The sequence below is a fragment of the Mycolicibacterium wolinskyi genome, assembly GCF_002101965.1.
GTDB lineage: Bacteria > Actinomycetota > Actinomycetes > Mycobacteriales > Mycobacteriaceae > Mycobacterium > Mycobacterium wolinskyi.
In genome coordinates this window covers 16,074-38,637 of the sequence record NZ_LQQA01000007.1, presented here as the reverse complement: position 1 = coordinate 38,637, position 22,564 = coordinate 16,074, and the positions used below count along the sequence as shown (strand labels likewise).

The following is a 22,564-nucleotide window of genomic DNA, read 5'->3' as shown; positions in this document are numbered from 1 at the left end:
GCAGATGAGTTCACCGAGTCTGGACATCGACCGGGCGATCGTCACGGTAACGCGGCGATGAGGGCATCGGTGACCTCGATGGTGGACGCGTGGCCGCCGAGGTCCGCAGTCCTGGTGTCCGCGTCGGCCAAGGTGGCCTCCATTGCGGCCATGACGTCAGCTGCCGCCGACGTGTGGCCCAGGTGTTCGAGCATCATCGCCGCCGACCAGACCGCGCCGACCGGATTCGCGATGCCCTTGCCCGCGATGTCGGGCGCCGAGCCGTGTACCGGTTCGAACATCGACGGATACTGCTTCGTGGGGTCGAGGTTGGCCGACGGTGCGATGCCGATCGACCCGGCCACCGCAGCAGCGAGGTCAGACAGGATGTCCCCGAAGAGATTTGAGCCGACCACGACGTCGAACCGCTCGGGTTGCAGGACAAATTTCGCGGCGAGTGCGTCGATGTGTTCGCTGTCGACGCGGACGTCGGGATGGAGGGCGGCGCGCTCGGCGACCACCTCGTCCCAGAACGGCAGGGTATGAACGATGCCGTTGGACTTGGTGGCCGACGTGACGTACCCGCGCCGGGTCTTGGCCAATTCCAGTGCGTAGTCGGCGATGCGGCTTACCCCTGCCCGGGTGAAGACGGATTCCTGCACAGCCATTTCCTCGGGGAAGCCTCGGTTGAGCCGACCACCGATCTCGCTGTACTCACCTTCGACGTTCTCGCGCACCACGACGAAATCGACGTCGGTGGCGTTGCGCAGGGGACTGCTCACACCGGTGAACACCCGGATGGGCCGCAGGTTGACGTACTGGCGAAAGGCGCGGCGGATGGGGATCAGCAGGCCCCACAGCGATACGTGGTCGGGCACGCCGGGCCAGCCCACCGCGCCGAGCAGAATCGCGTCGAAGTCCCGCAGGGTGTCGATCGCGTCGGCAGGCATCATCGCGCCGGTCCGCTCGTAGCGCTGGCAGGACCAGTCGAATTCGGTGAACTCGAGATCTGTTGAGTGACGGGTAGATACGGCGTCCAACACAGCTCGGGCGGACTCGATGACCTCCCCGCCGATCCCGTCGCCGGGGATGACTGCGATTCGCTGTCGGGCCATCAGCTGCCGAGACCGATCAGGGCGATCATCAGAGGTAGGAACACGATGATGAGGATAGCGCCGGCGATGTCGAACGTGACGCCCGAGCGGATCATCGTCGTGATCGGTACGGCCCCGGAACCGTAGGCGATCGCGTTCTGCGGCGTCGAGACCGGCAGCATGAAGCCGAACGACGCGGCGAACGTGGCGGCGAGCGCGGGGACGAACGGGTTGACGCCCGCGGCGACCGCCACCGGGATCACGATCGGCACGACGACGGCCGCCGAGGCGGTGTTGCTCGTCGTCTCCGAGACCACGATCGCCAGCAGCACGGCGAAGACGGTGATCGCGATGATGCTCGACAGCCCGAGGGCATCGGCGACCGATGTGCCGATCGTCTCCGCGAGGCCGGTGTCGGCGAGCAGGGAGCCGAAGATGATGCCGGTGCCGAAGAGAACGATTGTGCCCCAGTCGATTGCGGCGGCATCGCGCCACCGCAACGTGAATTCGCGGCTCTGCCAATCGGTCGGCAGCAGGAACAGCAGCGCGGCGCCGAACACCGCGACGGTGCCCTCGTCGAGACGTTCACTGATCGTGCCGTAGATGTCCGAGTCATTGCCGAAGATCAACGCGATGATGCCGGGGAAGATCCACAGCGTCACGGTGACCGCGAACGCGATCAAGGTGTTCTTCTCCGCGCGAGAGAAGCGGCCCATCTCCTCGCGTTCCTTTGCGACATACTCGTCGACACCGTCGATGTGTTTGATCTCCGGCTTGTTGAGTTTGATCAGCACCAAGGCGAGCACCAAGAACATCAAGAGGCAGATCGGTGCGGCCATCAACGACCATTGGGCGAAGCTGATGCGCTCACCGGTGGCCTCCTCGATGAGGCCGCGGCCGATGAGGTTCGGTGGGCTGCCCACCGGCGTCAGCAGACCACCGACGCTCGCCGCATAGGCGAGCATCAGCATGATCGCGGCGCCGACCTTGAGCCGGAGCGGATCGAAGTCGGGTTCGACCTTGCCCTGCTTCTGGAGCAGTTTTGCGATGACACCGAGGATGCCGAGCGCCGTGGGCAACAACATGGCCACGGTCGCGGTGTTGGACACGAATGCCGACAGCAGGCAGGTGATCGCCCCGAACGCGATGATGACGCCGGTGGTGGAACTGCCGGCGCGGGGGAGCGCGAGGATCCGGAACGCGAACCGGCGTGCGAGACCGTGTTTGAGCATCGCCTGAGCCAGGATGAACGCACCGATGAACGTGAAGATGGTGGACGAACCGAACGGACCGAGCACGTCATCGACCGGGGCCACGCCGAGGAAGACGACCACGGCCACACCGAGCAAGCCGCCGATCGGGATCGGCACCGCTTCGGTCACCCACAGCACGATCACGCCGAGCAGGACGCCGGCAAGTGTCTGTTGTTGAGGCGGAATGTTCAGCGGGAGAAGCAGAAACACGATCGTCACGACGGGTGCGAGGAACAGACCGATCGTGCGCCGCGCCTTCTCGAACCGCTCTTCGGCCGGTGTCAGTCTCTGCTCACCGAGGCTGCGATAGGTCGCACTGCCGAGCAGTGCCTTGTCGACATCGGTTCTGGTAACCGGTTCTTTCGTGGTCATGACGCCCCCTGCCCGCAAGTAGAGACACGCGGTGTGGTCCGGGTCACATCGCGTGCACTCGGGATTCCCGTACGTGCGTGGATCTAATCCTCGGATCGAGCGCGTTGCTCAGCGGAGCGTCTGAGCGTCGAAGTGTTTCGAGTGCTCGCAGGGGGTACTTCTCCCGATGTGTCGCACATCAGACGATGGGGAGCGGTATACCTTCTCCTCATCCTTTTCGCCGGCTCGTGGATCGGGCAGTTCTTCACGCAGATGGCCGAATACACCAGCACGCAGCAAGCCCATGGCCAGCCGTTCGAATGGTCCGGTTACTGGCCGGAGTTCTTCGCCAGCACCTTCGAGAACTGGCAGAGCGAGTGGCTGCAGCTCGTGTTCCAAGCCATCCTGCTGCTTGGCGCCAAACACTGGATCTTCCGGGTGGACGCCGAGGACCTGGAACGCATCGAGGCCAAGATCGACGAGCTCAAGGACGCGGCGGGGCTACCCACCCCGCCGCCCAGGTGACGGGAGAGCGAAAACCACTGTGCGGGGCGGCGATTCGCACGTCACGTCCGCGCGGCAGCCACAGCGTCTCGTTCGATACGGCGCTGCTCGTAGTAGGACGCCTTCGCGTCGACCAGCTCGAGGAACTGGCCCAATTGGTCTCGTGCTCGGGCGCCCTCGCCGGTGAAGTCCTCACGTTCGAAGATCTTCCAGAACCGCAGCACCGGCCGCAGCACGTCGTCCAGATGCGATCGGAGATCGTAGATTCCGGCTTTGGCGATTGTGAGCGCATTCTCGGCGAAACCTGGCATGGTGTTGCCCGGCATCTGAAAGTTGATCACCTCGTTCGCAACGGCCTCCATCGTGGCGTTCGGTGCGACGTCGAGCGCGGCCGCGACGAGATTTCGATAGAAGACCATGTGCAGGTTCTCATCGGCCGCGATGCGGGTCAGCATCTGCTCGGCGATCGGGCATCCGGCCGCCCGGCCGGTGTTGCGATGGCTGATCCGGGTGGCCAGCTCCTGGAACGAAACGTAGGCCAGCGCCTGGAGAACAGTCTTGTCGCCTGAGTCGTAGCCGGCGACCGTGTGTTGCATCCGAAGACGCTCAAGGGCATCCGGATCGACACCGCGCGTGACGACAAGGTAATCGCGAATAGCGATGCTGTGGCGCCCTTCTTCGGCAGTCCACTGGCCGACCCACTGGCCCCACGGTCCATCGAGGCCGAACCGGACGGCGATTTCGCGGTGATAGGAGGGCAAGTTGTCCTCGGTCAGGAGATTGACGACCAGCGCGGCCTTCGCTACTTCGTCGAGCTGTGAATCCTCTGGCGTCCAATCCTCGCCGCCCAACAGCGCGAAGTCACGGCCACGGCTCCACGGCACATAGTCGTGCGGATTCCACGGTTTCGCCTGTCCCAGGTGCCGGTTGAGGTTGGCCTCGACCACCGGCTCCAACTCTGTCAAGACCGCGTCTTGAATCGTGACCATTTTCGTTCTCCCCGTAGTCAGAAGCCCTACTTACGTCACCGTAGGTTACGGTAGCGTAGGTTTCCCATCGGGTCGAGACCCGAAACCACATTTCTTTCGAGCGACTTGCCACCGCCGGCCCTGACACTCGGCGTTTCATCCCCGTCAATAACTGGGTATACCGAGCCATCGCCCCGCACGATCACCTAGCCGCAGGAGGATGGACGATGAGCATGAGCGCGAGGCCGGTTCACGGCGCGTTCGACAGAGCAACGGACAGCAGCGCTTTCGAGTACGCGGCGCGCGCCGGATTCGCCGCGAGCGGGGTTCTGCATCTACTGGTCGCCTACATCATTCTGCGCATCGCGTTCGGTTCGGGCGGCAACGCCGACCAGTCGGGTGCACTCGCGACTCTGGCCAACCAGACCGGCGGGGCTGTCATGTTGTGGGTGACGGCAGTCGGTCTGCTCGCGTTGGGTCTGTGGCGGGTGGCCGAAGCCGTGATCGGATCGAAGCCCGGCGAGAGCCGCGGCCCGGGGCAGGATGACAACCCGGCATGGAAGCGCGCCAAGGCGATGGGACTCGCGATCGTCAACTTCGCGATCGCGTTCTCCGCGGCCCGCTTCGCGATCGGGAGTGGCCAGTCCAGCGGTCAGCAGAACTCGGGGATGTCGGCGCAGCTCATGCAGTCCGGCTGGGGCAAGTTCGTGCTGATCGCCGCCGGGCTCGGGGTGGCCGTGGTCGGCGGCTACCACGTCTACAAAGGCGTCGCGAAGAAGTTCCTGAAAGACCTCCGCGTCTCGGGTGGCACCGCGATCACGGCAGTCGGCATCACCGGCTACGCGGCCAAGGGGGCGGTTCTCGCCGGCGCCGGCCTGCTCGTGATCGTGGCGACGCTGCAGGCCGATCCGGCCAAGGCCTCGGGTTTGGATGCCGCCGTCAAGACGTTGGGCCAGGCACCGTTCGGCAAGTTTCTCCTCGTCGTCGCCGCGGTCGGCATCGCCGCGTTCGGCGTGTACAGCTTCGTGCGCAGCCGCTACGGGCGGATGTAGTTCGTAGCGGGCAGCACTTTGCCGGGGTTCATCAGCCCCCGCGGATCCAGCGACTTCTTGATGTCGTGCATGAGGCCCAGTTCGCAGCTGTCCTTGTAGTCGGCGACGATGCCGGCCTTGGCCTGCCCGAGCCCGTGTTCGGCGCTGATGCTGCCGTTGAAGGTCGATATCTGGTCGTAGATGACACCGGCGAGGTCGGCTGCTCGCGCACGGAAGACATCGTCAGCGGATCCCGGCGGCTTGCTGAGGTTGTAGTGCAGATTGCCGTCGCCGACGTGTCCGTAGGTCACGATCCGAATGCCGGGGACAACCTTGTCGAGTGCTGCATCGGTGCGCGCGACGAACTCGGGGATACCGCTGACCGGCACCGTGACATCGTGTTTGAGGCTTGGCCCCTCGTGATTCTGGGCCTCCGAAATTCCTTCGCGCAGTGCCCACAGCGCAGCGGACTGAGCCGACGATGACGCGACCACGGCTTCGGCGACCAGGTCATGCTGCACCGCGCGTTCCATAGCCAGTTCGATCACCGCGTCGAGCCCGGCGTCCGGCAGCGCGTCGCTCAGCTCCACCAACGCAAACCACGAATACTGCCCGTCGAGCGGGTTCCGTACGCCCGGTGAATGGCGCACGACAAATTCCACGCTCTGGCGCGACATCAGCTCGAAGCCGGTCAACCGGTCTCCGGCGACATCGCGGAACACGCCGATCAGGTCGACCGCGGCCTGCGTCGTGTGCATCGCGATCCATGCCGTCGCGCGGCTTCGCACCGCGGGAAACAGCTTGAGCACCGCAGCCGTGATGATGCCGAGCGTGCCTTCGGCGCCGATGAAGAACTGCTTGAGGTCGTAGCCCGTATTGTCCTTGCGAAGCCCGCGCAATCCGTTCCAGATGCGACCGTCGGCGAGTACCACTTCGAGCCCGAGGGTGAGATCGCGCATCGTGCCGTAACGCAGCACCGCGGTTCCGCCCGCATTTGTGGCGACGTTGCCACCGATCGTGCAACTTCCTTGTGCGCCGAGGGAAAGCGGGAACAGCTTGCCGACGCCCGCGGCCGCCTCCTGCACCGACTGCAGGATCGTGCCTGCGTCGACGGTGATGGTCTGGTTCGCGACGTCGATATCGCGAATGCGGCGCATGCGAGTCAGCGACACCACCAGTTGCCGTCCGGAGGAGTCCGGGACCGCCCCGCCGCACATCCCGGTGTTACCGCCTTGTGGAACAACCGCGACGCCTGCCTGGTGGCACAGCCGCACGACTTCGGCGACCTCCGCGGTGTCAGCCGGCCGCACGACGGCCATGGCATGGCCCGCATAGGCACGCCGCCAATCGGTCAGGTAGCCGGCCATCTCGGCGGGGTCGGTGATGATTCCGGCGGGCCCGACCACGTCGCACAAGCGTCCGACAAGCTCAAGGGTTGCGACGTCGGCGCGCGAATCGGTCACGACCCGAGATCGTAAAATCCTCGGAAGACCCGCGTCCAAGTCGATTTGGGCATGCGCCAATACCGATCGAGTATGGGTCGATGCCGAGAGCGGCTCGGTTCAGATGATCGGCGGCTCCTCGGGCCTGCGCAGCCGCAACCACCGATAGCCGTAGGGTTGCAGCCCCAGCTCGACTCGGCAACCGGCATCGAGCTCGTGCTCCGAGAGGCCGTCGAGCAGGTCGACGAGGATCGAACCCGGCGGTACGTCATCGAGTTGGACGGGCACCAGGCACCCGTCCCCGCCGAAGTTGTGTAGCGCCACCATCATCCAGCCGGACTCCTCGCGGCACACGTGGGCCAGCACCGCGGGGTTCGGTTGCTCGAGAATCTCCAGCGTCGACCAGCCGATCTCCGGCTGCTGGCGGTAGGTGTAGATGAGATTCCGCATGAACCACCAGAACGATTCGTGATCGTGGCGCTGGTCTGCGGCATTGATGCGCTGCGGTCCGTACAGGCCATCCGGCAACCGACGGCAGAGGCGGCGTTTGTCCGCCTTCGAGAAGCCGCCGTTCACATCCCCGGTCCATTGCATCGGTGTGCGGACGGCGAATCGTCCTGGCACATCCAAGTTCTCGGCCATGCCGATCTCTTCGCCGTAGAACAGGACGGGTGTGCCCGGCAACGAGAACGCCAGCGAGTACGCCATCTTCATGCGCCGGGTGTCGCCACCGAGCATGGGCGGCAGTCGGCGACGGAGTCCGCGACCGTAGAGCTGCATGTCCTCGTCCGGGCCGAACGCGTCGAAAACCTCCTTGCGCTCGTCCTCACTCAGCTTGTCGAGCGTGAGTTCGTCATGGTTGCGCACGAAATTGGCCCACTGGCTCGTAATGTCGAGACGCGGCCGCTGCTGCAGCGTCTTGGCGAGCGGGCCGGCCTCGCCGCGCGCGAGCGAAAGGTAGAAGTTCTGCATCCCGATGAAATCGAACTGCATGTTGAGCCCGTCGCCGTCGGGCCCGCCGAAGAACCTCTGCTGGTCTTTGTAGGGCACGTTGACCTCGCCGAGCAGAACGGCGTCGCCGCGCCGCCGGGTCACGAAGTTGCGCACGTCGCCGAGGTATTGGTTGGGATCGAACACTCCCGGGCCGCCCGGGAGCGTGTCCTTGGCGAACAGGAAGGGCACCGCGTCGACCCGGAAACCCGACACGCCGAGCTCCAGCCAGAAGCCGAGCGTGCGTGAGATCTCATCCTGCACTTTCGGATTCTCGACATTGAGGTCCGGCTGGTGCTTGTAGAAATGGTGCAGGTACCACTCGTCGGTCTTCGGATCGAGTTCCCACAGACTGTCCTCCTGGTCGGGAAAGACGACGTCCTTCGAACTCGACTTGGGCTCGGTCGCGCTCCACACGAAGTAATCCCGATACGGGTCGTCCTTGCTGCGGCGAGCGGACTTGAACCATGGGTGATGATCCGACGTGTGGTTCATGACGAAGTCGATGATCACGCGAATCCCGCTCGCCTTCGCCGTGCGCACCAACTCGACGAAGTCACCAAGGGTTCCGAGCCGCGGATCCACACCGAAGAAATCGGTGATGTCGTAGCCGTCGTCTTTGCGGGCGGTCGGATAGAACGGCATGAGCCACAGGCACGTCACGCCGAGGTCGAACAGGTACTCGATGCGTTCGGTCATGCCCCGGATGTCGCCGGTGCCGTCGCCGTTCCAGTCGTAGAAGGTCTCGATGTCCGCGCAGTAGAAGACGGCGTTCTTCCACCACAGGTCACCGGTGTCGGCGCGTCTCATGCGCTCACCTCCTGCGGCGCGGTGGGGGAGAGTTGCGGCAGGACGTTTTCGCCGAACGCGTCGATGAAGCCGCGCTGCTGTTGCCCGACGAAATGCAGATAGAGCTCGTCCCATCCTTGTTCGATGTACTCGTGCAGCCATTGACGGTGTCGGCCCAGGTCGCCGGACACGTTGACCGACTTCTTCACCTGGTCGGGGGTGACGTATTGACTGACGACGTCGAACGCGTCGACCGATTCGAGGTCCCAGCAGATCGGCGGACCGAACACATTGCTACGCCACTGGTCGTGTGCGATCGCGAGGGCTTGTTCCTCGGTGGGCGCCCAGCTGAGGTGGATCTGCAGGCGGGCCGGGCCCCGACCGCCCGCCTCGCGGTACGCGTCGAGCACCTTCCGCAGCGCGTCCTTCGACTGGTTGACGGTCACCAGGCCGTCGGCCCACGCGGCGTGACGTGCCGCGGTCTCGGGCGTGACAGCGGGTCCGACGAGGTCGGGGACCGTATCGGGCAGGGTCCACAACCGGGCTCGGTTGACGTGCACATGACCGTCGTGGCTGACCTCCTCACCGCTGAGCAGGCGCCGGATGACGTCGACACATTCGACCAGGCGCTGATCGCGTACGTCCTTTCGCGGCCACGCGTCGCCCGTCACCCGCTCGTTGGACGCCTCGCCCGACCCGAGTGCCGCCCAGAACCGCCCCGGGAACATCTGTGCCAGCGTGGCGATGGCCTGGGCGACGATCGCGGGGTGGTAGCGCTGTCCAGGAGCGTTGACGACGCCGAAGGGCAGGTGGGTGGTGGCCAGCGCGGCGCCGAGGAATGACCAGGCGAACCCCGACTCGCCCTGACGGTCGCTCCATGGGCTGAAGTGGTCGGACGACATCGCGGCGGTGAAGCCGGCCTGCTCGGCGTGCTGCACGTCGACTAGCAGTTGCGCGGGACTGATCTGTTCATGCGAACAGTGAAAGCCGATGACGGTCATGGGCACGGGGTACCCGTTATTGACCCGTGCGTCGCACCAGCCGTGGCCGCTAGGGGAATGGAATCGGGGGAATCGCCGATGGCAGCTGAACCGGTGGGATGTCCGCGGGAAGCTCCAGGCGGGGGATGTCAGCGGGAAGTTGCACGCGCGGGACATCGTTCGGCAACTGGACATTCGGTACATCGCTCGGCAACGGGACCGGTGGAACGTCACTCGGCAACGGGAAAGGCGGCAGGTTCGGCGGCACCGGCAGCGTCGTCACCGAATTCTGCGGCGCGGAAAGGTCACTCGACGCAGCACCGCACGCGGTCGTCATGGTCGCGGCGGCGAGCGCCGCGGTGATCATCGCGGCGCATCGTCCGGCAGACCGAGCGACCGTCCTGCTTGCCACCTCGAGAACTCCTTCACCCCGATGCACCTCAAACGTAACACCGCGGCATCACGCAGCCGACCTGACTGCCGGCCGCCGTGTGGTGATGAAGTAGGCGCTTGCCAGAATCAGGAGACTGCCGACCATTTGCCACATCGACGGCACCTGCCCGAGGAACGCCGCCCCGAGTATCAGAGCGCCGATCGGCGTCAAGAGCAGTAAGGCCGAACTCACCTCGGCACGCAGTAGCGGACTGCCCAGCGCGACAAGCAGCCAGCCCAGCACCTGGCCCGTAATCGTGGTCAGCACAAGCCATCCCATTGCTTCCCAGCCCGGCATGAGTGTGACACCGCCCCAGAGTGCGCCGCCGGCGAGCCCAGCGATCGCGGCGGACGCCATGATCGTCAGGTACGACTGGACCGGCGGGCGGTCCGGACCTCCGCGGCGAAGCAGAAACAGGAAAATCGAGTAGCACACGGCGGCCAGCGCCGCGTGCACCGTACCGGCGGCAGGTGCCGTCCCGATCCCGCCGGTCTCAAGGATTCCGCCGGTGAGTACCGTCCCGACAACGACGACGGGCAACAGTCCGACGAAGTGACGGCTCAGCGACTCGCGGTCGATGAACCGGGCGAGCAGTGGCACGATGACAACCTGGGTGTTGACCAGCACCGCGGTAATCCCAACGCCTACCTCGTAAATCGCCTGCGTCCACAGGAGCGCGTCCGCCGCGAACAGAACGCCCGCAGCCGCCGCCCACCCTTGCTGCCGTGCTGTCGGCACGCCGCGGCGACGCCACTCGACGACAGCTAGCGGAGCCAAGAGGGGCAGAGCGAAAACGCACCGGAAGAACGACGCCGTGCCGGGGGAGGCCGCGGACAGCGCTACGAACAGGCCGGACGCCGACACCCCGAGGGCACCCAATGCGGTGGTCAGCGCGGGCCGATCCGTGACCATCGCCCGATCGTAGGAATCGCGTCGCGGCGCACGCATCTCAATTAACACGGGCACCGCAGGGTATATGTACGCGTGGTCCGGGTACTCGAAGTTGTGCCTCAGACACTTGAACTGACGATTCACGACCCGCGAACCGGTGACCTCGTCGCGCAATTGCCGGTCGCCGACCCTTCCGAATGCGCGGCAGCGGTCGCACGAGCCACCGCCGCGTCGAGCAGTTGGGCGAGGACACCGGCCGCCGAACGCGCGGCCGCCCTCACCGCGGCGGCGGCATCGGTGAAAGCTGCGGCAGACGAACTCGCCGAACTCAACGAACGCGAGACCGGAAAGCTGCGCCAAGACGCTCTGGGTGGTGTCGAAGCGGGCGCGGGAACGCTTGTCCAGTACGCCGAACTCGGGCCGCTGCACCGCGGTAGGACCCTGCACGGCGGTTGGTCTGCCACCGATTTCATGGTGCCCGAGCCGCGGGGCGTGGTCGCGGTGCTCACGCCGTGGAACGACCCGGTGGCAGTGGCCGCTGGATTACTCGGCGCGGCACTGGTGACCGGAAACACCGTGGTACACAAGCCAAGTGAGCGTTGCCCGAAGACGGGCCGCCGGTTCGCCGAGTTGCTTGCGGAACATCTTCCTGACGGTGTGCTGGAGATCGTCGACGGTGACGGCAGCGTCGGCGCCCGGCTCGCCGATGCAGACGAGATCGACGTCGTGGCCCATGTGGGCAGCAGCGCGACCGGCCGTGCCATCGCGGAAGCCTGCGCGCGGCGGGGTGCCAAAGCACTGTTGGAGAACGGCGGCAACGATGCGCTCATCGTCGATTCGGGGGTGGACCCGGCGTGGGCTGCCCAGCAGGCTGCGCTGGGCGCGTTCGCCAACGCGGGTCAGATCTGTGTGTCCGTAGAGCGCATATTCGTGGTGGCGGATATGGCAGATGCGTTCACCGATGCTCTGGTCGGCGAAGCGCGCGAGTGGTCAGGCCGCATCGGACCGCTCGTCGATGAACGCCAGCGCGAGATCGTTTGTCGGCATGTCGACGACGCGGTCACCCGCGGGGCGCGGGTGCTGGCTGGGGGAGAGCCCGGTAGTGGCCCCGGCACGTTCTACCCGCCCACGGTGTTGGCCGACTGCAGCACGGACATGCTGGTGTTTCAGGAAGAGACCTTCGGCCCGATCGCGCCCGTTCGTTCCGTGCCGGACTTCGATACCGCCCTCGCGGAGGCGGGGGACGACCGTTACGGGTTGTCGGCTGCGGTGCTGACGCCCGACATGGCCCATGCCCAGGAGGCGTGGCGAAGCCTTCCGGTGGGAACCGTGAAGATCAATGACGTGTTCGGCGGCGCTCCCGGCGGCGCGTCTCAACCGCGGCGAGCGAGCGGCAGCGGGTTTGGCTTCGGCCCGGAATTGCTCGATGAGATGACCGCGGTGAAGGTCGTGCACTGGTCGCCACCTCCGGAGGCGTCCCGATGATTCCGATGAACTGGAAACCGCCCCGGGTGGGAGCGTCCTAGCGTGCCGACCGTGACCGACGCGGTCCTGGTCCTCGCGTCGAACGGACCACCCGGCTTGTTGCCCGCCCGCCAACAGATGGCGGTGTCACTCGGATTCCACATCATCCTGGCGTGTTTCGGGGTGGCCTTCCCGGCGATGATCTACGTGATCCACCGCCGCGGCATCGTCCGCAATGACTCGGTGGCGTTGGGCCTTGCGAGGCGGTGGGCCAAGGTGTCGGCGGTGTTGTTCGCGATCGGCGCCGTCTCCGGCACGGTGCTGAGTTTCGAGATGGGATTGCTGTGGCCAGGCCTGATGAGCCGGTTCGGCGATGTGCTCGGCCTGCCATTCGCGTTCGAGGGGCTGTCCTTCTTCATCGAGGCGATATTCCTGGGTATTTACCTCTACGGCTGGGACCGTCTGCCACCTCGACGGCACCTGGCGATGCTCATCCCGATGGCGATCTCGGGCATTGTCGGCACCTTCTGCGTCGTGTCGGTAAACGCATGGATGAACCACCCGGCAGGTTCGACATCCAGGACGGTCGGGTCACCAACATCGACCCGTGGGCGGCGATGTTCAACGAGGGCGTGTGGCTGCAGTTCCTGCACATGTGGGTTGCGGCGTTCATGGTGGTGGGCCTGACGGTTTCCGGCGTCTACGCCGCCGGTCTGCTACGCGGCCGCGACGACGCGCATCACCGTCTCGGATTCCGGGTGCCCTTCGTGTTCGCGAGCGTCGCGGCCGTTGCGCAGCCATTCATCGGTCACGTCCTCGGGATGCGCATTCACGACACCCAACCGGCGAAACTTGCGGCGTTCGAACTTGCGCCGAAGACCGAGGGTCCGGCCCCGCTCCGACTAGGTGGTCTCCTGATCGACGGCGAGGTGCGGTGGGCGTTCTCCATACCCCGCCTGGGTTCGATCATCGCTCGCAATTCGTGGGATGCGCCGGTGCCTGGGTTGGACACCGTGCCCGCGACCGACCGGCCGCCGGCCAACATCACCCACCTTGCCTTTCAATCGATGGTCATGATCGGCACGCTGCTGGCTGCGGCGGTGGTGCTGTTCTGGGTGGCGCGCTGGCGCGGTTGGGATTTGCTCAAGGCCCGATGGTTCTTGTGGTTCGCCGTCGTTGCCGGCCCACTCGCCATCGTCGCGGTCGAATGTGGTTGGACCGCAACCGAAGTAGGTCGTCAGCCCTGGACCGTATGGCAGGTTCTCCGCACCAGCGATGCCGCCAGCATGAGTAGTGGATTGTGGTGGAGCTATGTGGGCGTGCTTGTCTTCTACCTCGGGATGGCGGTGGGCGCGTATGTGGTCTTGAGATCTATGGCGCGGCGCTGGCGTAGCGGCGAGGAGAACCTGCCCAGCCCGTACGGTCCCGCCGCAGTTGTCAGCAAGCGGCAGTCGGATGGGCGGGATTCGGGGCCATGACACTCGCGGACGTCGTCGCCGTTGCGATGTTCGTCGGTGTTATCGCCTACGGACTGTTCGGTGGAGCCGATTTCGGCTCAGGTTTCTACGATCTCACCGCTGGGCGCGGGGAAATGGCCGGTGAGTTGCGCGAACTGGTCGATCACAGCATCGGGCCGGTGTGGGAAGCCAACCACGTGTGGTTGATCTATATCTTGGTGATCTGGTGGACCGGATTTCCCCGGTCCTTCGCGGCTGCCACGACCACGCTCTTCATTCCGTTGATCTTGGCACTTGCCGGAATCGTCTTGCGGGGAGCCAGTTTTGTGTTCCGCAAGTACGCGGCCACCTACCGGCAGGCCAGACTGTTCGGCGCAATATTCGCGGGATCGTCGTTGATCACCCCGTTCTTCTTCGGCACGGTCGTCGGGGCGCTCGCCTCTGGACGCGTGCCCGCAGGGGGATACGGCGACCGCATCGGCTCATGGGTTAATCCGACGTCGTTCGTCGGTGGAGCCCTTGCGATGGCAACCTGTGTGTTCTTGGCCGGTGTGTTCCTGACCGCCGACGCCCAACGGTCGGGAGCCGACGCACTCGCCGAGCGGCTGCGCATCCGCACGATTGCAGTCGGAATCGTCGCCGGTGCCATCGTCTTCGCGGGGCTGTATCCGGTTACGCACGATGCCCCTATCCTGCGCGGCGCCGCCGCGCCATTGTTGGTGATTGCCGCGGTCGCGGGCGTCGCGACGCTCGCGTTGCTGTACCTGAGACGGTTCTCGATAGCGCGGATCCCGGCCGCGGGCGCGGTGGCCGCGGTCATCGCGGGCTGGGGTGTGGCGCAGTACCCGTGGATGTTGGTCGGCCAGATGACCATCGCTCAAGCCGCGGGCGCACACCCGACCATGGTCGGGCTCCTCGTAGTGGTCGGTGTCGCGTGCGTATTCGTTCTTCCGGCGTTGGGTTACCTCTTGTGGCTCACACAAACGGAGGTGTGGTCGCGCCACTGATCAGCGCGGGCCGCGACGGCAACGCTCACGCAGGCGGGTAGGGCAGCGAGAACTCGTCGGCCAGCAGACTCTGCACGATGATCATGGCGGCCTCCGCCCCTGCCGCGATGGCGCCGGCAAGGTATGGCTGCTCGGTGCATGGATCACCGGCGGCGAAGACGGTGTGCACGGTGGTGCGGTGCAGTGCATCCACATCGAGCGAGTCGGGCGCCGTCGGGCCCGCACTGCACGCCGCACCGAGTTGCGTGGCAAGGCCGGAACGCTGGCGCAGCGGCGCCTCGACGAGCAGTCCATCGCGTTCCAGGCGGCTGCCGTCGGCGAACGCGATCGCGGTCAATTCGCCGTCCTGGCCGATGAGTTCGACGATCCGGCGCTCGTCGATATCCACCTTGGCCGCTGCCAGCCGTCGCCTCTCGCCATCGGGTAGATCCGGTGCTCCGTCGGTGAGGAGCACGACGTCGTCGCTCCATCCGCGCAGCATCAACACTGCGTGGACGGCGTCGTCACCGGCGGCGAGCGCGGCAAGTCGTTTGTCGCGCATCTCCCAGCCGTGGCAGAACGGGCATTGGAACACCGATTTGCCCCAAAGCTCGTCGAGTCCGGGCAACTCGGGCGGGCAGTACCGCATGCCGGTGGCCAGCAGTACCCGTCGGGCGGCTATTGTCTCGCCGCTGTCCAGCTCGAGCACAAGCCGGTCGTCGACGGTCTTGCCACTGATGACCTCGCCTGCGACGTACTGCACGCTCGGATATTCGGCCAGCTCCCGACGGCCGGTCGCATACAGCTCGGCGGGTGGTCGGCGGTCGTGGCCCAGCAGCCCGCCGATCGCGCGTGCCGACTGGTTGCTCGGTTCTCCGGCGTCGACCACGAGGGTTCGACGACGCGCGCGGCCGAGCACCAACGCCGCGCTCAACCCTGCCGCACCGCCACCCACGACGGCGCACTCCCACTCGTCCATGCCCGCATACGTTGCCTCGAACAGGCAGATCAAAACGCGTGCGTCGTGAGCTCCTGGTCGATTCGGCTGGGGACCAGCCCGCGTAGCAGACTGCTACACTCGTTTCATACTGCTACAGCGGGAGGCTGTCATGACCGAAGCTCCAGACCGGGTGACCCGATTCGCCGCGGATTTGATGGACAGCGCGGCGGCCGAAGGTGCTCGTCAGAGCCGGTCGGCCAAACAGCAACTCGACCACTGGGCTCGCGTCGGGCGGGCCGTGTCGAGCCAGCAGAGCGCCGCGCGTCGTCGGGTTGAGGCAGCCCTGGCCGGGCAGATGCCGCTGCGTTCGCTGACGGTAGAGGAAGGGGTCGTGTTCAACGCCGAGATCTCCGCGGCCATCGAAGAGAGCTTGGGCCGGGCCGACTACGGCAAGACCCTCGCCGCCCGTGGAATCACGACGGTCGCCATCGGCGATGACGGCGAGATCGTGCAGTACCGTCCCGACGGCACCACGACGGCGCTGACGCACCAGGGGTGAAGCGCCTCGACCTCGTCGTCGGATCCAACGGCGCGGGCAAGTCGACCTTCATCGAACTGACCCTGGCTCCGCTGTTGCCAGGCAGCCCCGTCGTCAACGCCGACGAGATCGCCAAGCGCCGCTGGCCGGATTCGGCGGCGACACATGCGTACGAGGCCGCTGCGGTCGCCGCCGAAACCAGAGCCAAACTCATCGAGCGCGGCGAATCCTTCATCGCTGAAACCGTCTTCTCCCATGCCTCCAAACTGGACCTCATCGGCGACGCACACGCAGCGGGATACATCGTCACCCTGCATGCCGTCTTGATCCCTGAGGATCTCGCCGTGCTGCGCGTGCGACACCGAGTCGAAGCCGGTGGCCATGACGTGCCTGAGCACAAGGTTCGCGAACGCTATCAACGGCTTTGGGATCTCGTCGCCATAGCGGCAGCGCGGGCGGATTCCGCGACGTTCTATGACAACAGCAAGCTGAAAGGTCCCCGCATCGTGGCACAGGTCGCGGGCGGATTCATCGTCGGTTCGCCGGCCTGGCCGACATGGACACCGGCGCCACTAGTCGCGCAGTGGCCTGACTGAGCGGCGTCGTCATGTCGGCACCTCCACCCAAGTAGAGGATTGAGACGAGGTGATCACCGCGTCCACCAGTGCGGCCGCGCGCAGGCCGTCGGCAAACGTGGGCAACCCGTCAGGAGCCGACCCGCCGATCGCGGCGTAGGTGTCCGCGACAAAGGCGTTGAAGCAGTCCTGGTAACCCTGCGGGTGGCCGGGCGGAAGCAACGAGTAGCGTGCCGTCGCCGCAGACGACGCAGGCGACCCGCGATGCAGCGTGAGGTTGCCGTCCATGCCGCCGACGAACAGGTTCTCCGGATTCTCCTGGTCGAAACCGTATGCGGCGTCGGCACCGTCGAGCGAGATCCTCAGCGCGTTTCGCCGGCCGATGGCCGTCTGGCTGGCCAGCATCGACCCCGCGGCGCCCGCGTCGGTGTCGAACAGCACCGTTGTCACCGTGCCGCTGGCGGTCGTGCGTGCCAGCAGTCGCGTGATTCGGTGCCCGGCCGTGAATTCAACGAGATCGCACCAGTGCACCCCGATGTCGGCGAATGCTCGGTAGGCGCCCCCTTCGGTGTCCTCACCGCGCCACCCGGCGGACGCGCCGCCGGCTTGCCAGTCCTGCAGATAGGCCCCGTGCAGCAGATGCAGGGGACCGGCCTCGCCGGCCGCGATTCGGGCCCGGGCCTCGCGAATCGCCGGATAGAACCGGTAGACGAAGGGTACTGTGGCGACCCTGCCCTGGGCCTCGGCGGCCAACGAACTCGCGTCGGAAAGTGTTGTTGCCAGCGGCTTTTCGCAGACCACCGGCTTGCCGGCGGCCAGCGCACGCCGGGCCAACGGCACGTGCAACGAGTTCGGTGTGCAGATATGTACGACCTCGACGTCGTCGGAATCGATCAGCTCCTCGGCCGTGTCGGCTGCACCGAGGGCGCCCAGTCGATGAGCGGCCTCAGCAGAGCGCTCCGGAGTGGATGCGGCAACCTTCGTCACCACTCCGCCCGCGGCCCGCACGGCGTTGGCATGCACCGCGCCGATGAAACCGGCTCCGATAACCCCGGCCCGCAGTTGCTCAGTCACTGATTCCCTCCAGAACGTCACTAGGTTCCCTGGTCGACGAGGTCGAAGACCACAAAGGCCTCGGAAAAGGGTTGGGGCGTAACGCCCATCGGACCGAACGGGTGGTCGAGCACGAATATGAGGTACAGCAGCAAGGCGAGCAGCATGGTGACGGCGCTGACGAGGATGATGTGAGCACGGTTGTCAGCCAACCGCATAAAGCTCGTGAGCGCGATCAGCACGAACCCGCCGAAGACCAAGGCGCACCACAACAATGGTGGAATCCGTGGCTTCGCATCCAAGATTCGTGCGCTGCGAATCGTTGACAGCTCCGTCAGCTGGCTGAGGAACGGCTGGTTGATCGCACTGGTCGCATCACTGGGCTTGCCACTGCCGACGATGCGGTACATCGCGGTGAGCGCCGCCCGGCCGTCGTTGCTGATATTGCCGAACTCATTCTTGCCCCACTCGGGTCCTTGCATCGCGGTCGCGTACTTGCGGATCTGTGCGCGAACCTCGGATTGTTCGGGCTGCGGCATGGCGACGGTCTGGCGGTACATCGTCTTCAATATTGACGCTTCTGTCGCGACATTTGTCTCGGCCGAGAGATACTGCTGCCAGCCGACGACGACGGTAAACCCAAGAACCGCACCGTAAATGAGGCCGACGACGGTGAGGAACGGCGACAGGATCGAGTTGTGTTCCGGTCGCGCGTCACGGGCAATGATGCGGCTGGCGATGAGCACACTGCCGACCGCGATGATCACTCCGCCGACGATCACGACCGCCAGCAGCAGCCACGCGCCGATCAGCCCAAAGTCGCCCATGGTGCGTAAGAATGCCAGCGAATGCGGCGGCGCGGCGGCGCATTGCGTGTTCCCACGTGATGACTTTCGACGGTCTTACTTCGGCCGCCGGCTGTCTTGCGCCAAACCCTGTTCGTCGGCAAAGAAGTCGACGAGCCCGTATGGCGCACGCGCACCGAGGCACAGATCCAGGGTCTCGCGGGCGTCGACGGCCGACGCTGCACTGCGGGGGAACATCTCCTGCTCGTACACCGCGAACGCCGTATCCGCGTCGTCGGGATGGGTGGCGATCGCGAGCGCCAGACGCGCGCCGTCGAGCATGGCCAGGTTTGCTCCCTCGCCGCCCGGAGGGCTCAGGTGTGCCGCGTCTCCGATCAACGTCACGCCAGGCACGCGATCCCAGCGGTGACCGTCTGGGAGCGCGTACAGCGGCCGTGCCACCGGACCTTCATCAGCCTCCATCAGCAGTGCGGTCAGTTCGGGTGCCCACCCCGAGTACTCACGGGCCACACCTGCGATGGCCGCAGACGGATCGGTGAAGTCGATGCTGGCGACCCACTCGAGTGGCCGGGTGAGTTCGAGGTAGCCGTGCAGCACACCGTGTGGTTCACGGTGCGCGGTGATTCCGACGCCCGGGGCGAGCGCATACAGCGCTCCGGCTCCGACCGCCTTGGCTGCCAGGGGATGTCGCACGTCTGCGTCGTGCAGGTAGGTCTCGACGAACGTCGTGCCGATATAGCTCGGCTCGGCATCGGAAACCAGTCGGCGAACCCGCGACCAAGCGCCGTCAGCGCCGACCAGCAGATCGGTGACGACGGTGTGCCCGCCTGCGAACGTCAGCTCGTGGCGACCTCCGCCGAGCGCACGCGCACCGGCGAGCTTGCGCCCCCACGACACGGTGCCATCGGGCAACGATGCCAGCAGGAGCCGGCGTAGGTCGCCGCGAAGCACCTCGGGTCGATGACCCGCGCCGTCGTCGGGCTGATCGAACAGGACGGTGCCGTGCCGGTCAAGGATGCGGGCGGCCTCTGCGCCTTCGTGGATGATGGCGCGGAACTCGGCCGTGAGTTCGGCGGCGTCGAGTGCCACCTGCCCGGTCTCGGCGTGGACGTCCAGTTGGCCGCCTTGGGTGCGGCTGCCAATCGACGGTTCGGCCTCGTACACGGTGCACGCGATGCCGTGCACGGTCAGCACCCGGGCGAGCATCAGCCCGCCGATACCCGCTCCCACGATCGTCACCGTCATCGCCGCCACCTTTCGCCGTCTTTGGAACGATGTTCCAAACTCCATATTGGAACTGCGTTCCAGAGATGTCAAAATGACGAGGTGCCAAACCGAGTGCGCGACTCCTCCCGACGAACCGATGCGCTGTCGCATGAGCGCATCATCGACGCGGCGGTGTCGCTGCTCGACGCCGACGGCGAGGGTGGCTTGACCTTTCGGCGGCTCGCCGATGTGTTGCGGACCGGGCCGGGCGCGATCTACCACCATGTGGCCAATAAGGACCAGTTGCTCAGCGACGCAACGGATGTCGTCGTGAACATCGGCGATGCCGCGTTCCTCAGCGACACTCACGGCGACGCCGCCCAGCACGCGGCGGCGATCCGGTCGATCGCAGAAGTCGTCTTCGATGCCGTCGACGCCCACCCGTGGGCGGGAGCACAGCTCACGCGCGGACCGCTGCAGCCGGCCATGCTGCGAATATTCGAGGCCGTCGGCCGACGGGTCGTCGCGCTCGGTGTGCCGGATTCCGCGGCGTTCACCTGCGTGACAGCGGTGACCAACTACATGCTCGGGGCCGCTGAACTGAACGCCGCAAATGCGCGCGTCGTTGCGCCGGGTGAAGACCGCAGCGTCCATCTGTCGGCCGCCGCGGCCGCATGGGGGAGTCTCGACCCAGCCGACTACCCGTTCACCCGCGGCGTCGCCGAGCAGATGCGCGAGCACGACGACCGGGAACAGTTCCTCGACGGCATCGATCTGATCCTCACCGGCATCGTCGCCATGGGTGACAAGAAGCGCACCCGCTGATCCGGACGTGAACCTACCCCCGAGGCGACCGCAATAGCCGCCGTCGTCGACGAACCCAGGCGCGGGGGACCGTCAGAGGACCGGCGCTGGTGGCGCGAGCCGGCCGACGACAAACGCCGCGGCTTGAGCGGCCATTCCGTTCATGCCGTACTGGCCGTGGGCGAGGCTCGACCCGTTTGCACCATCGCCACTACACACGGTGTCGCCGACGGCGCAAAGCACCAACGACTTGCCGGCATACAGCGGACCGACATCGATGGCCGGTACGCCGTATTTGATCTGCGCTTGACCGGAAGGCTTGCCGAACAACACCACGGCATCAACATGGTCGGCGAGGTCGGGCGCTATCGGCACCGGCGCCGCCGCGGGAGGCACGCCTTGCGGTACGAGACCTGAAGTTGTCAGCGCCGCGACGGCGGCTCCTTGCGAGTATCCGCCGAGAACCATCCTGGTATTCGGGCACACGGACAGCACGCCCCGTACATGGTTGGCGAGGTCCCGGATGCCGTCGGCGACGTTGAGTTCGAATTCGAGGCCGCTGCCGAAATTACTGCTCGCCGGATAGTTCACGCCGTATACGCCGACGGTGCGCGGGAAGGCCTGCGACCTCAGGTTGTCGACGAAGCTCTGTCCGACGTTGCCGACGCCGGGCCACTCGCCGGTGCCTCTGGCGAATGCCACGCCGATATCCGGGCATGGCTCTGCCGTCGCGGTGGGCATGCCGGTCCACAAACCCGCCAGCGTTATGACAATCGCTCCCCAGGAGCGCCACCGGGTCAACAGGCCACCGCCCACTCACGCCTCCCCAAGACCACGTCCTCGCACGGCGCCGCCCGACGCGTGCCCCCGAGGCGTAACACTAGGCGCTGTCCATCCAACTTCGGGTGAGAACGTCCTTCAGTTCTCTTTGAATCTTGGGCGAGCAGGTGTTGGCCGATCGGTAGCTGACAACGTGTCCCGTGCGGGTAGCAAAAATCCCTTTCTTGGTCGGGCGCAAATTTCTTAGCATTCGGCCCGTGCTATCCCGCCCGGTATCGATTGGTGACGAAGAGATCACCAATGTGGTTGCTGCGCACTGGTTGCCCCAGATCACCGATATCAGTTATCTGCCATGGGGTTTCGGTGCGTACCACTGGCGGGCGAACGGCGGCGGTACCACGTTGTTTGTGACGTTGGACCACTTGGAACCCCGACACACCGGATCTTCTCTTGAGGCTGCCTACGCCGGAGCCGCTGCGCTGGCCGCCGCCGGTTTGACCATGGTGTGTGCACCGCTGCCGACCCGGTCTGGACAGTTCACCGTCGGTCTCGGGGCTTGCGCGCTCAGCGTGACGCCGTGGCTGCCGGGCAGCAGCCCGACGGAGGCGCAGGCCCGCGAGCCCCAACATGTCCGCGAAGTGGTTCTGGCCTTGGAGGCGCTGCATCGGGCCGTTCCACCTGAGGGGCTGCGGCCATGGACCCCGCGGGTCGGGCTTTCGTTCGCCGACGAGTTGCGAACTCGCACCCGCGAGCCCTGGACGAGCGGCCCGCTCGCAGAGAAGGCACGACTGGCCCTTACCGCGCACATTGAACAGATCCAACGCTGGACGGAGCGCTACCTGGAGTTGGCGGAGACAGCATGCTCCCGACGCGACACATGGGTGCCGACACATGGCGAGCCGCACAACGAGAACCAGGTCGTGACCGCCGACGGCGTCCGGCTGGTCGATTGGGAGTCGTTGGCTCTTGCACCGCGCGAACGGGACTATGCCGACCTACCCGCTGCGGTACACGGCCTTTTGCGGCCCGACCCCGCGATGCTAGAGCTCTTCTCGCTGGACTGGCGACTCTCCGAAATCGCCGAGTACACACGATGGTTCACCGCTGCGCATATCGGCTCCGAAGACGACCACACCGCTCTGGAAGGGTTGTACGAAGAATTGACCGGGGGCCTGGAGTGAACCTAAGCCACTCGCCAAATCTGTACCGCCACAACAGAATACGTCACAGTGACGAATTTCGCCCTGGTC

21 protein-coding genes and 1 pseudogene are annotated in these 22,564 nt (G+C 65.8%); 9 read left to right on the top strand and 13 right to left on the bottom strand.

From position 1 onward, the window contains the following. Positions 1 to 41: 41 nt before the first annotated feature. Both AWC31_RS06255 and AWC31_RS06250 read right to left on the bottom strand, forming a co-directional pair. Positions 42 to 1,094 (bottom strand): tartrate dehydrogenase, encoded by a 1,053-nt coding sequence (locus tag AWC31_RS06255; protein WP_085143481.1) that lies wholly within the window; start codon positions 1,092 to 1,094, stop codon positions 42 to 44. Next, entirely contained in the window at positions 1,094 to 2,698 is a 1,605-nt protein-coding gene (locus AWC31_RS06250; RefSeq protein WP_085143480.1) for an SLC13 family permease, read from the bottom strand. The genes AWC31_RS06255 and AWC31_RS06250 overlap by 1 nt, the downstream gene beginning before the upstream one ends. 168 nt (positions 2,699 to 2,866) lie before the next feature. Between AWC31_RS06250 and AWC31_RS06245 the strand changes: the two genes are divergently transcribed. Then, the gene (locus tag AWC31_RS06245) at positions 2,867 to 3,202 is read left to right on the top strand and encodes a DUF6766 family protein (protein WP_067845749.1); all 336 of its coding nucleotides are present in this window, start codon (positions 2,867 to 2,869) and stop codon (positions 3,200 to 3,202) included. A gap of 41 nt (positions 3,203 to 3,243) precedes the next feature. Here AWC31_RS06245 and AWC31_RS06240 read toward each other — a convergent pair whose 3' ends face one another. Then, entirely contained in the window at positions 3,244 to 4,170 is a 927-nt protein-coding gene (locus AWC31_RS06240) for an acyl-ACP desaturase (RefSeq protein WP_085143479.1), read from the bottom strand. A 206-nt stretch (positions 4,171 to 4,376) separates the two neighbouring features. Between AWC31_RS06240 and AWC31_RS06235 the strand changes: the two genes are divergently transcribed. Beyond that, the gene (locus tag AWC31_RS06235; RefSeq protein ID WP_085143478.1) at positions 4,377 to 5,201 is read left to right on the top strand and encodes a DUF1206 domain-containing protein; all 825 of its coding nucleotides are present in this window, start codon (positions 4,377 to 4,379) and stop codon (positions 5,199 to 5,201) included. On the opposite strand, the gene AWC31_RS06230 is transcribed toward AWC31_RS06235, so the two are convergent. The 5 genes from AWC31_RS06230 to AWC31_RS06210 form a co-directional block, all read right to left on the bottom strand. Further along, positions 5,186 to 6,643, bottom strand: a complete 1,458-nt coding sequence (locus tag AWC31_RS06230) for an FAD-binding oxidoreductase (protein WP_207626304.1) — start codon at positions 6,641 to 6,643, stop codon at positions 5,186 to 5,188. The genes AWC31_RS06235 and AWC31_RS06230 overlap by 16 nt on opposite strands. Before the next feature lie 99 nt (positions 6,644 to 6,742). Continuing rightward, positions 6,743 to 8,422, bottom strand: coding sequence for an alpha-amylase family protein (locus tag AWC31_RS06225; RefSeq protein ID WP_085143477.1), 1,680 nt, complete (start codon positions 8,420 to 8,422; stop codon positions 6,743 to 6,745). Next, on the bottom strand, positions 8,419 to 9,402 hold the full coding sequence (locus tag AWC31_RS06220) for a TIGR03885 family FMN-dependent LLM class oxidoreductase (protein WP_085143476.1): 984 nt from the start codon (positions 9,400 to 9,402) through the stop codon (positions 8,419 to 8,421). Before AWC31_RS06220 ends, AWC31_RS06225 begins: the two co-directional genes overlap by 4 nt. A 49-nt stretch (positions 9,403 to 9,451) precedes the next feature. Next, positions 9,452 to 9,718, bottom strand: coding sequence for a hypothetical protein (locus AWC31_RS06215; RefSeq protein ID WP_085143525.1), 267 nt, complete (start codon positions 9,716 to 9,718; stop codon positions 9,452 to 9,454). 123 nt (positions 9,719 to 9,841) lie between these two features. Continuing rightward, positions 9,842 to 10,726 carry a DMT family transporter gene (locus tag AWC31_RS06210; RefSeq protein WP_234816746.1) on the bottom strand — a complete coding sequence of 295 codons (885 nt, stop codon included), beginning with the start codon at positions 10,724 to 10,726 and terminating at the stop codon, positions 9,842 to 9,844. Between the two features lie 93 nt (positions 10,727 to 10,819). On the opposite strand from AWC31_RS06210, the gene AWC31_RS06205 reads away from it, so the two are divergent. From AWC31_RS06205 to AWC31_RS06190, 3 genes and pseudogenes are all read left to right on the top strand, one after another. Beyond that, positions 10,820 to 12,190, top strand: a complete 1,371-nt coding sequence (locus AWC31_RS06205; RefSeq protein ID WP_234816745.1) for an aldehyde dehydrogenase family protein — start codon at positions 10,820 to 10,822, stop codon at positions 12,188 to 12,190. 117 nt (positions 12,191 to 12,307) lie between these two features. After that, a pseudogene (locus tag AWC31_RS37770) lies at positions 12,308 to 13,647 on the top strand (cytochrome ubiquinol oxidase subunit I). Then, complete coding sequence (locus AWC31_RS06190; protein ID WP_085143473.1) at positions 13,644 to 14,633, top strand: cytochrome d ubiquinol oxidase subunit II; 990 nt, start codon at positions 13,644 to 13,646, stop codon at positions 14,631 to 14,633. The pseudogene AWC31_RS37770 and the gene AWC31_RS06190 overlap by 4 nt, the downstream one beginning before the upstream one ends. Before the next feature lie 25 nt (positions 14,634 to 14,658). On the opposite strand, the gene AWC31_RS06185 is transcribed toward AWC31_RS06190, so the two are convergent. Then, positions 14,659 to 15,591, bottom strand: coding sequence for an NAD(P)/FAD-dependent oxidoreductase (locus AWC31_RS06185; RefSeq protein ID WP_085143522.1), 933 nt, complete (start codon positions 15,589 to 15,591; stop codon positions 14,659 to 14,661). 130 nt (positions 15,592 to 15,721) lie between these two features. On the opposite strand from AWC31_RS06185, the gene AWC31_RS06180 reads away from it, so the two are divergent. Beyond that, entirely contained in the window at positions 15,722 to 16,111 is a 390-nt protein-coding gene (locus AWC31_RS06180; RefSeq protein ID WP_085143472.1) for a TA system antitoxin ParD family protein, read from the top strand. Further along, positions 16,108 to 16,686, top strand: a complete 579-nt coding sequence (locus AWC31_RS06175) for an ATPase (protein WP_085143471.1) — start codon at positions 16,108 to 16,110, stop codon at positions 16,684 to 16,686. Before AWC31_RS06180 ends, AWC31_RS06175 begins: the two co-directional genes overlap by 4 nt. A 9-nt stretch (positions 16,687 to 16,695) precedes the next feature. On the opposite strand, the gene AWC31_RS06170 is transcribed toward AWC31_RS06175, so the two are convergent. From AWC31_RS06170 to AWC31_RS06160, 3 genes are all read right to left on the bottom strand, one after another. After that, a complete protein-coding gene (locus tag AWC31_RS06170) occupies positions 16,696 to 17,739 on the bottom strand; it encodes a Gfo/Idh/MocA family protein (RefSeq protein WP_085143521.1) in 1,044 nt (347 codons plus the stop codon). Positions 17,740 to 17,759: 20 nt separating this feature from the next. Then, positions 17,760 to 18,545, bottom strand: coding sequence for a bestrophin-like domain (locus AWC31_RS06165; RefSeq protein WP_085143470.1), 786 nt, complete (start codon positions 18,543 to 18,545; stop codon positions 17,760 to 17,762). A gap of 75 nt (positions 18,546 to 18,620) precedes the next feature. Continuing rightward, entirely contained in the window at positions 18,621 to 19,769 is a 1,149-nt protein-coding gene (locus tag AWC31_RS06160; protein WP_085143469.1) for an FAD-dependent oxidoreductase, read from the bottom strand. Between the two features lie 81 nt (positions 19,770 to 19,850). Here AWC31_RS06160 and AWC31_RS06155 point away from each other — a divergent pair, with 81 nt between their 5' ends. Continuing rightward, positions 19,851 to 20,555: a TetR/AcrR family transcriptional regulator gene (locus tag AWC31_RS06155; RefSeq protein WP_085143468.1), complete on the top strand. Its 705-nt coding sequence runs from the start codon at positions 19,851 to 19,853 to the stop codon at positions 20,553 to 20,555. Positions 20,556 to 20,627: 72 nt separating this feature from the next. Here AWC31_RS06155 and AWC31_RS06150 read toward each other — a convergent pair whose 3' ends face one another. Further along, positions 20,628 to 21,275, bottom strand: coding sequence for a cutinase family protein (locus tag AWC31_RS06150; protein WP_085143467.1), 648 nt, complete (start codon positions 21,273 to 21,275; stop codon positions 20,628 to 20,630). A gap of 296 nt (positions 21,276 to 21,571) precedes the next feature. Between AWC31_RS06150 and AWC31_RS06145 the strand changes: the two genes are divergently transcribed. Beyond that, complete coding sequence (locus AWC31_RS06145; RefSeq protein ID WP_085143466.1) at positions 21,572 to 22,495, top strand: phosphotransferase; 924 nt, start codon at positions 21,572 to 21,574, stop codon at positions 22,493 to 22,495. Positions 22,496 to 22,564: the final 69 nt, after the last annotated feature.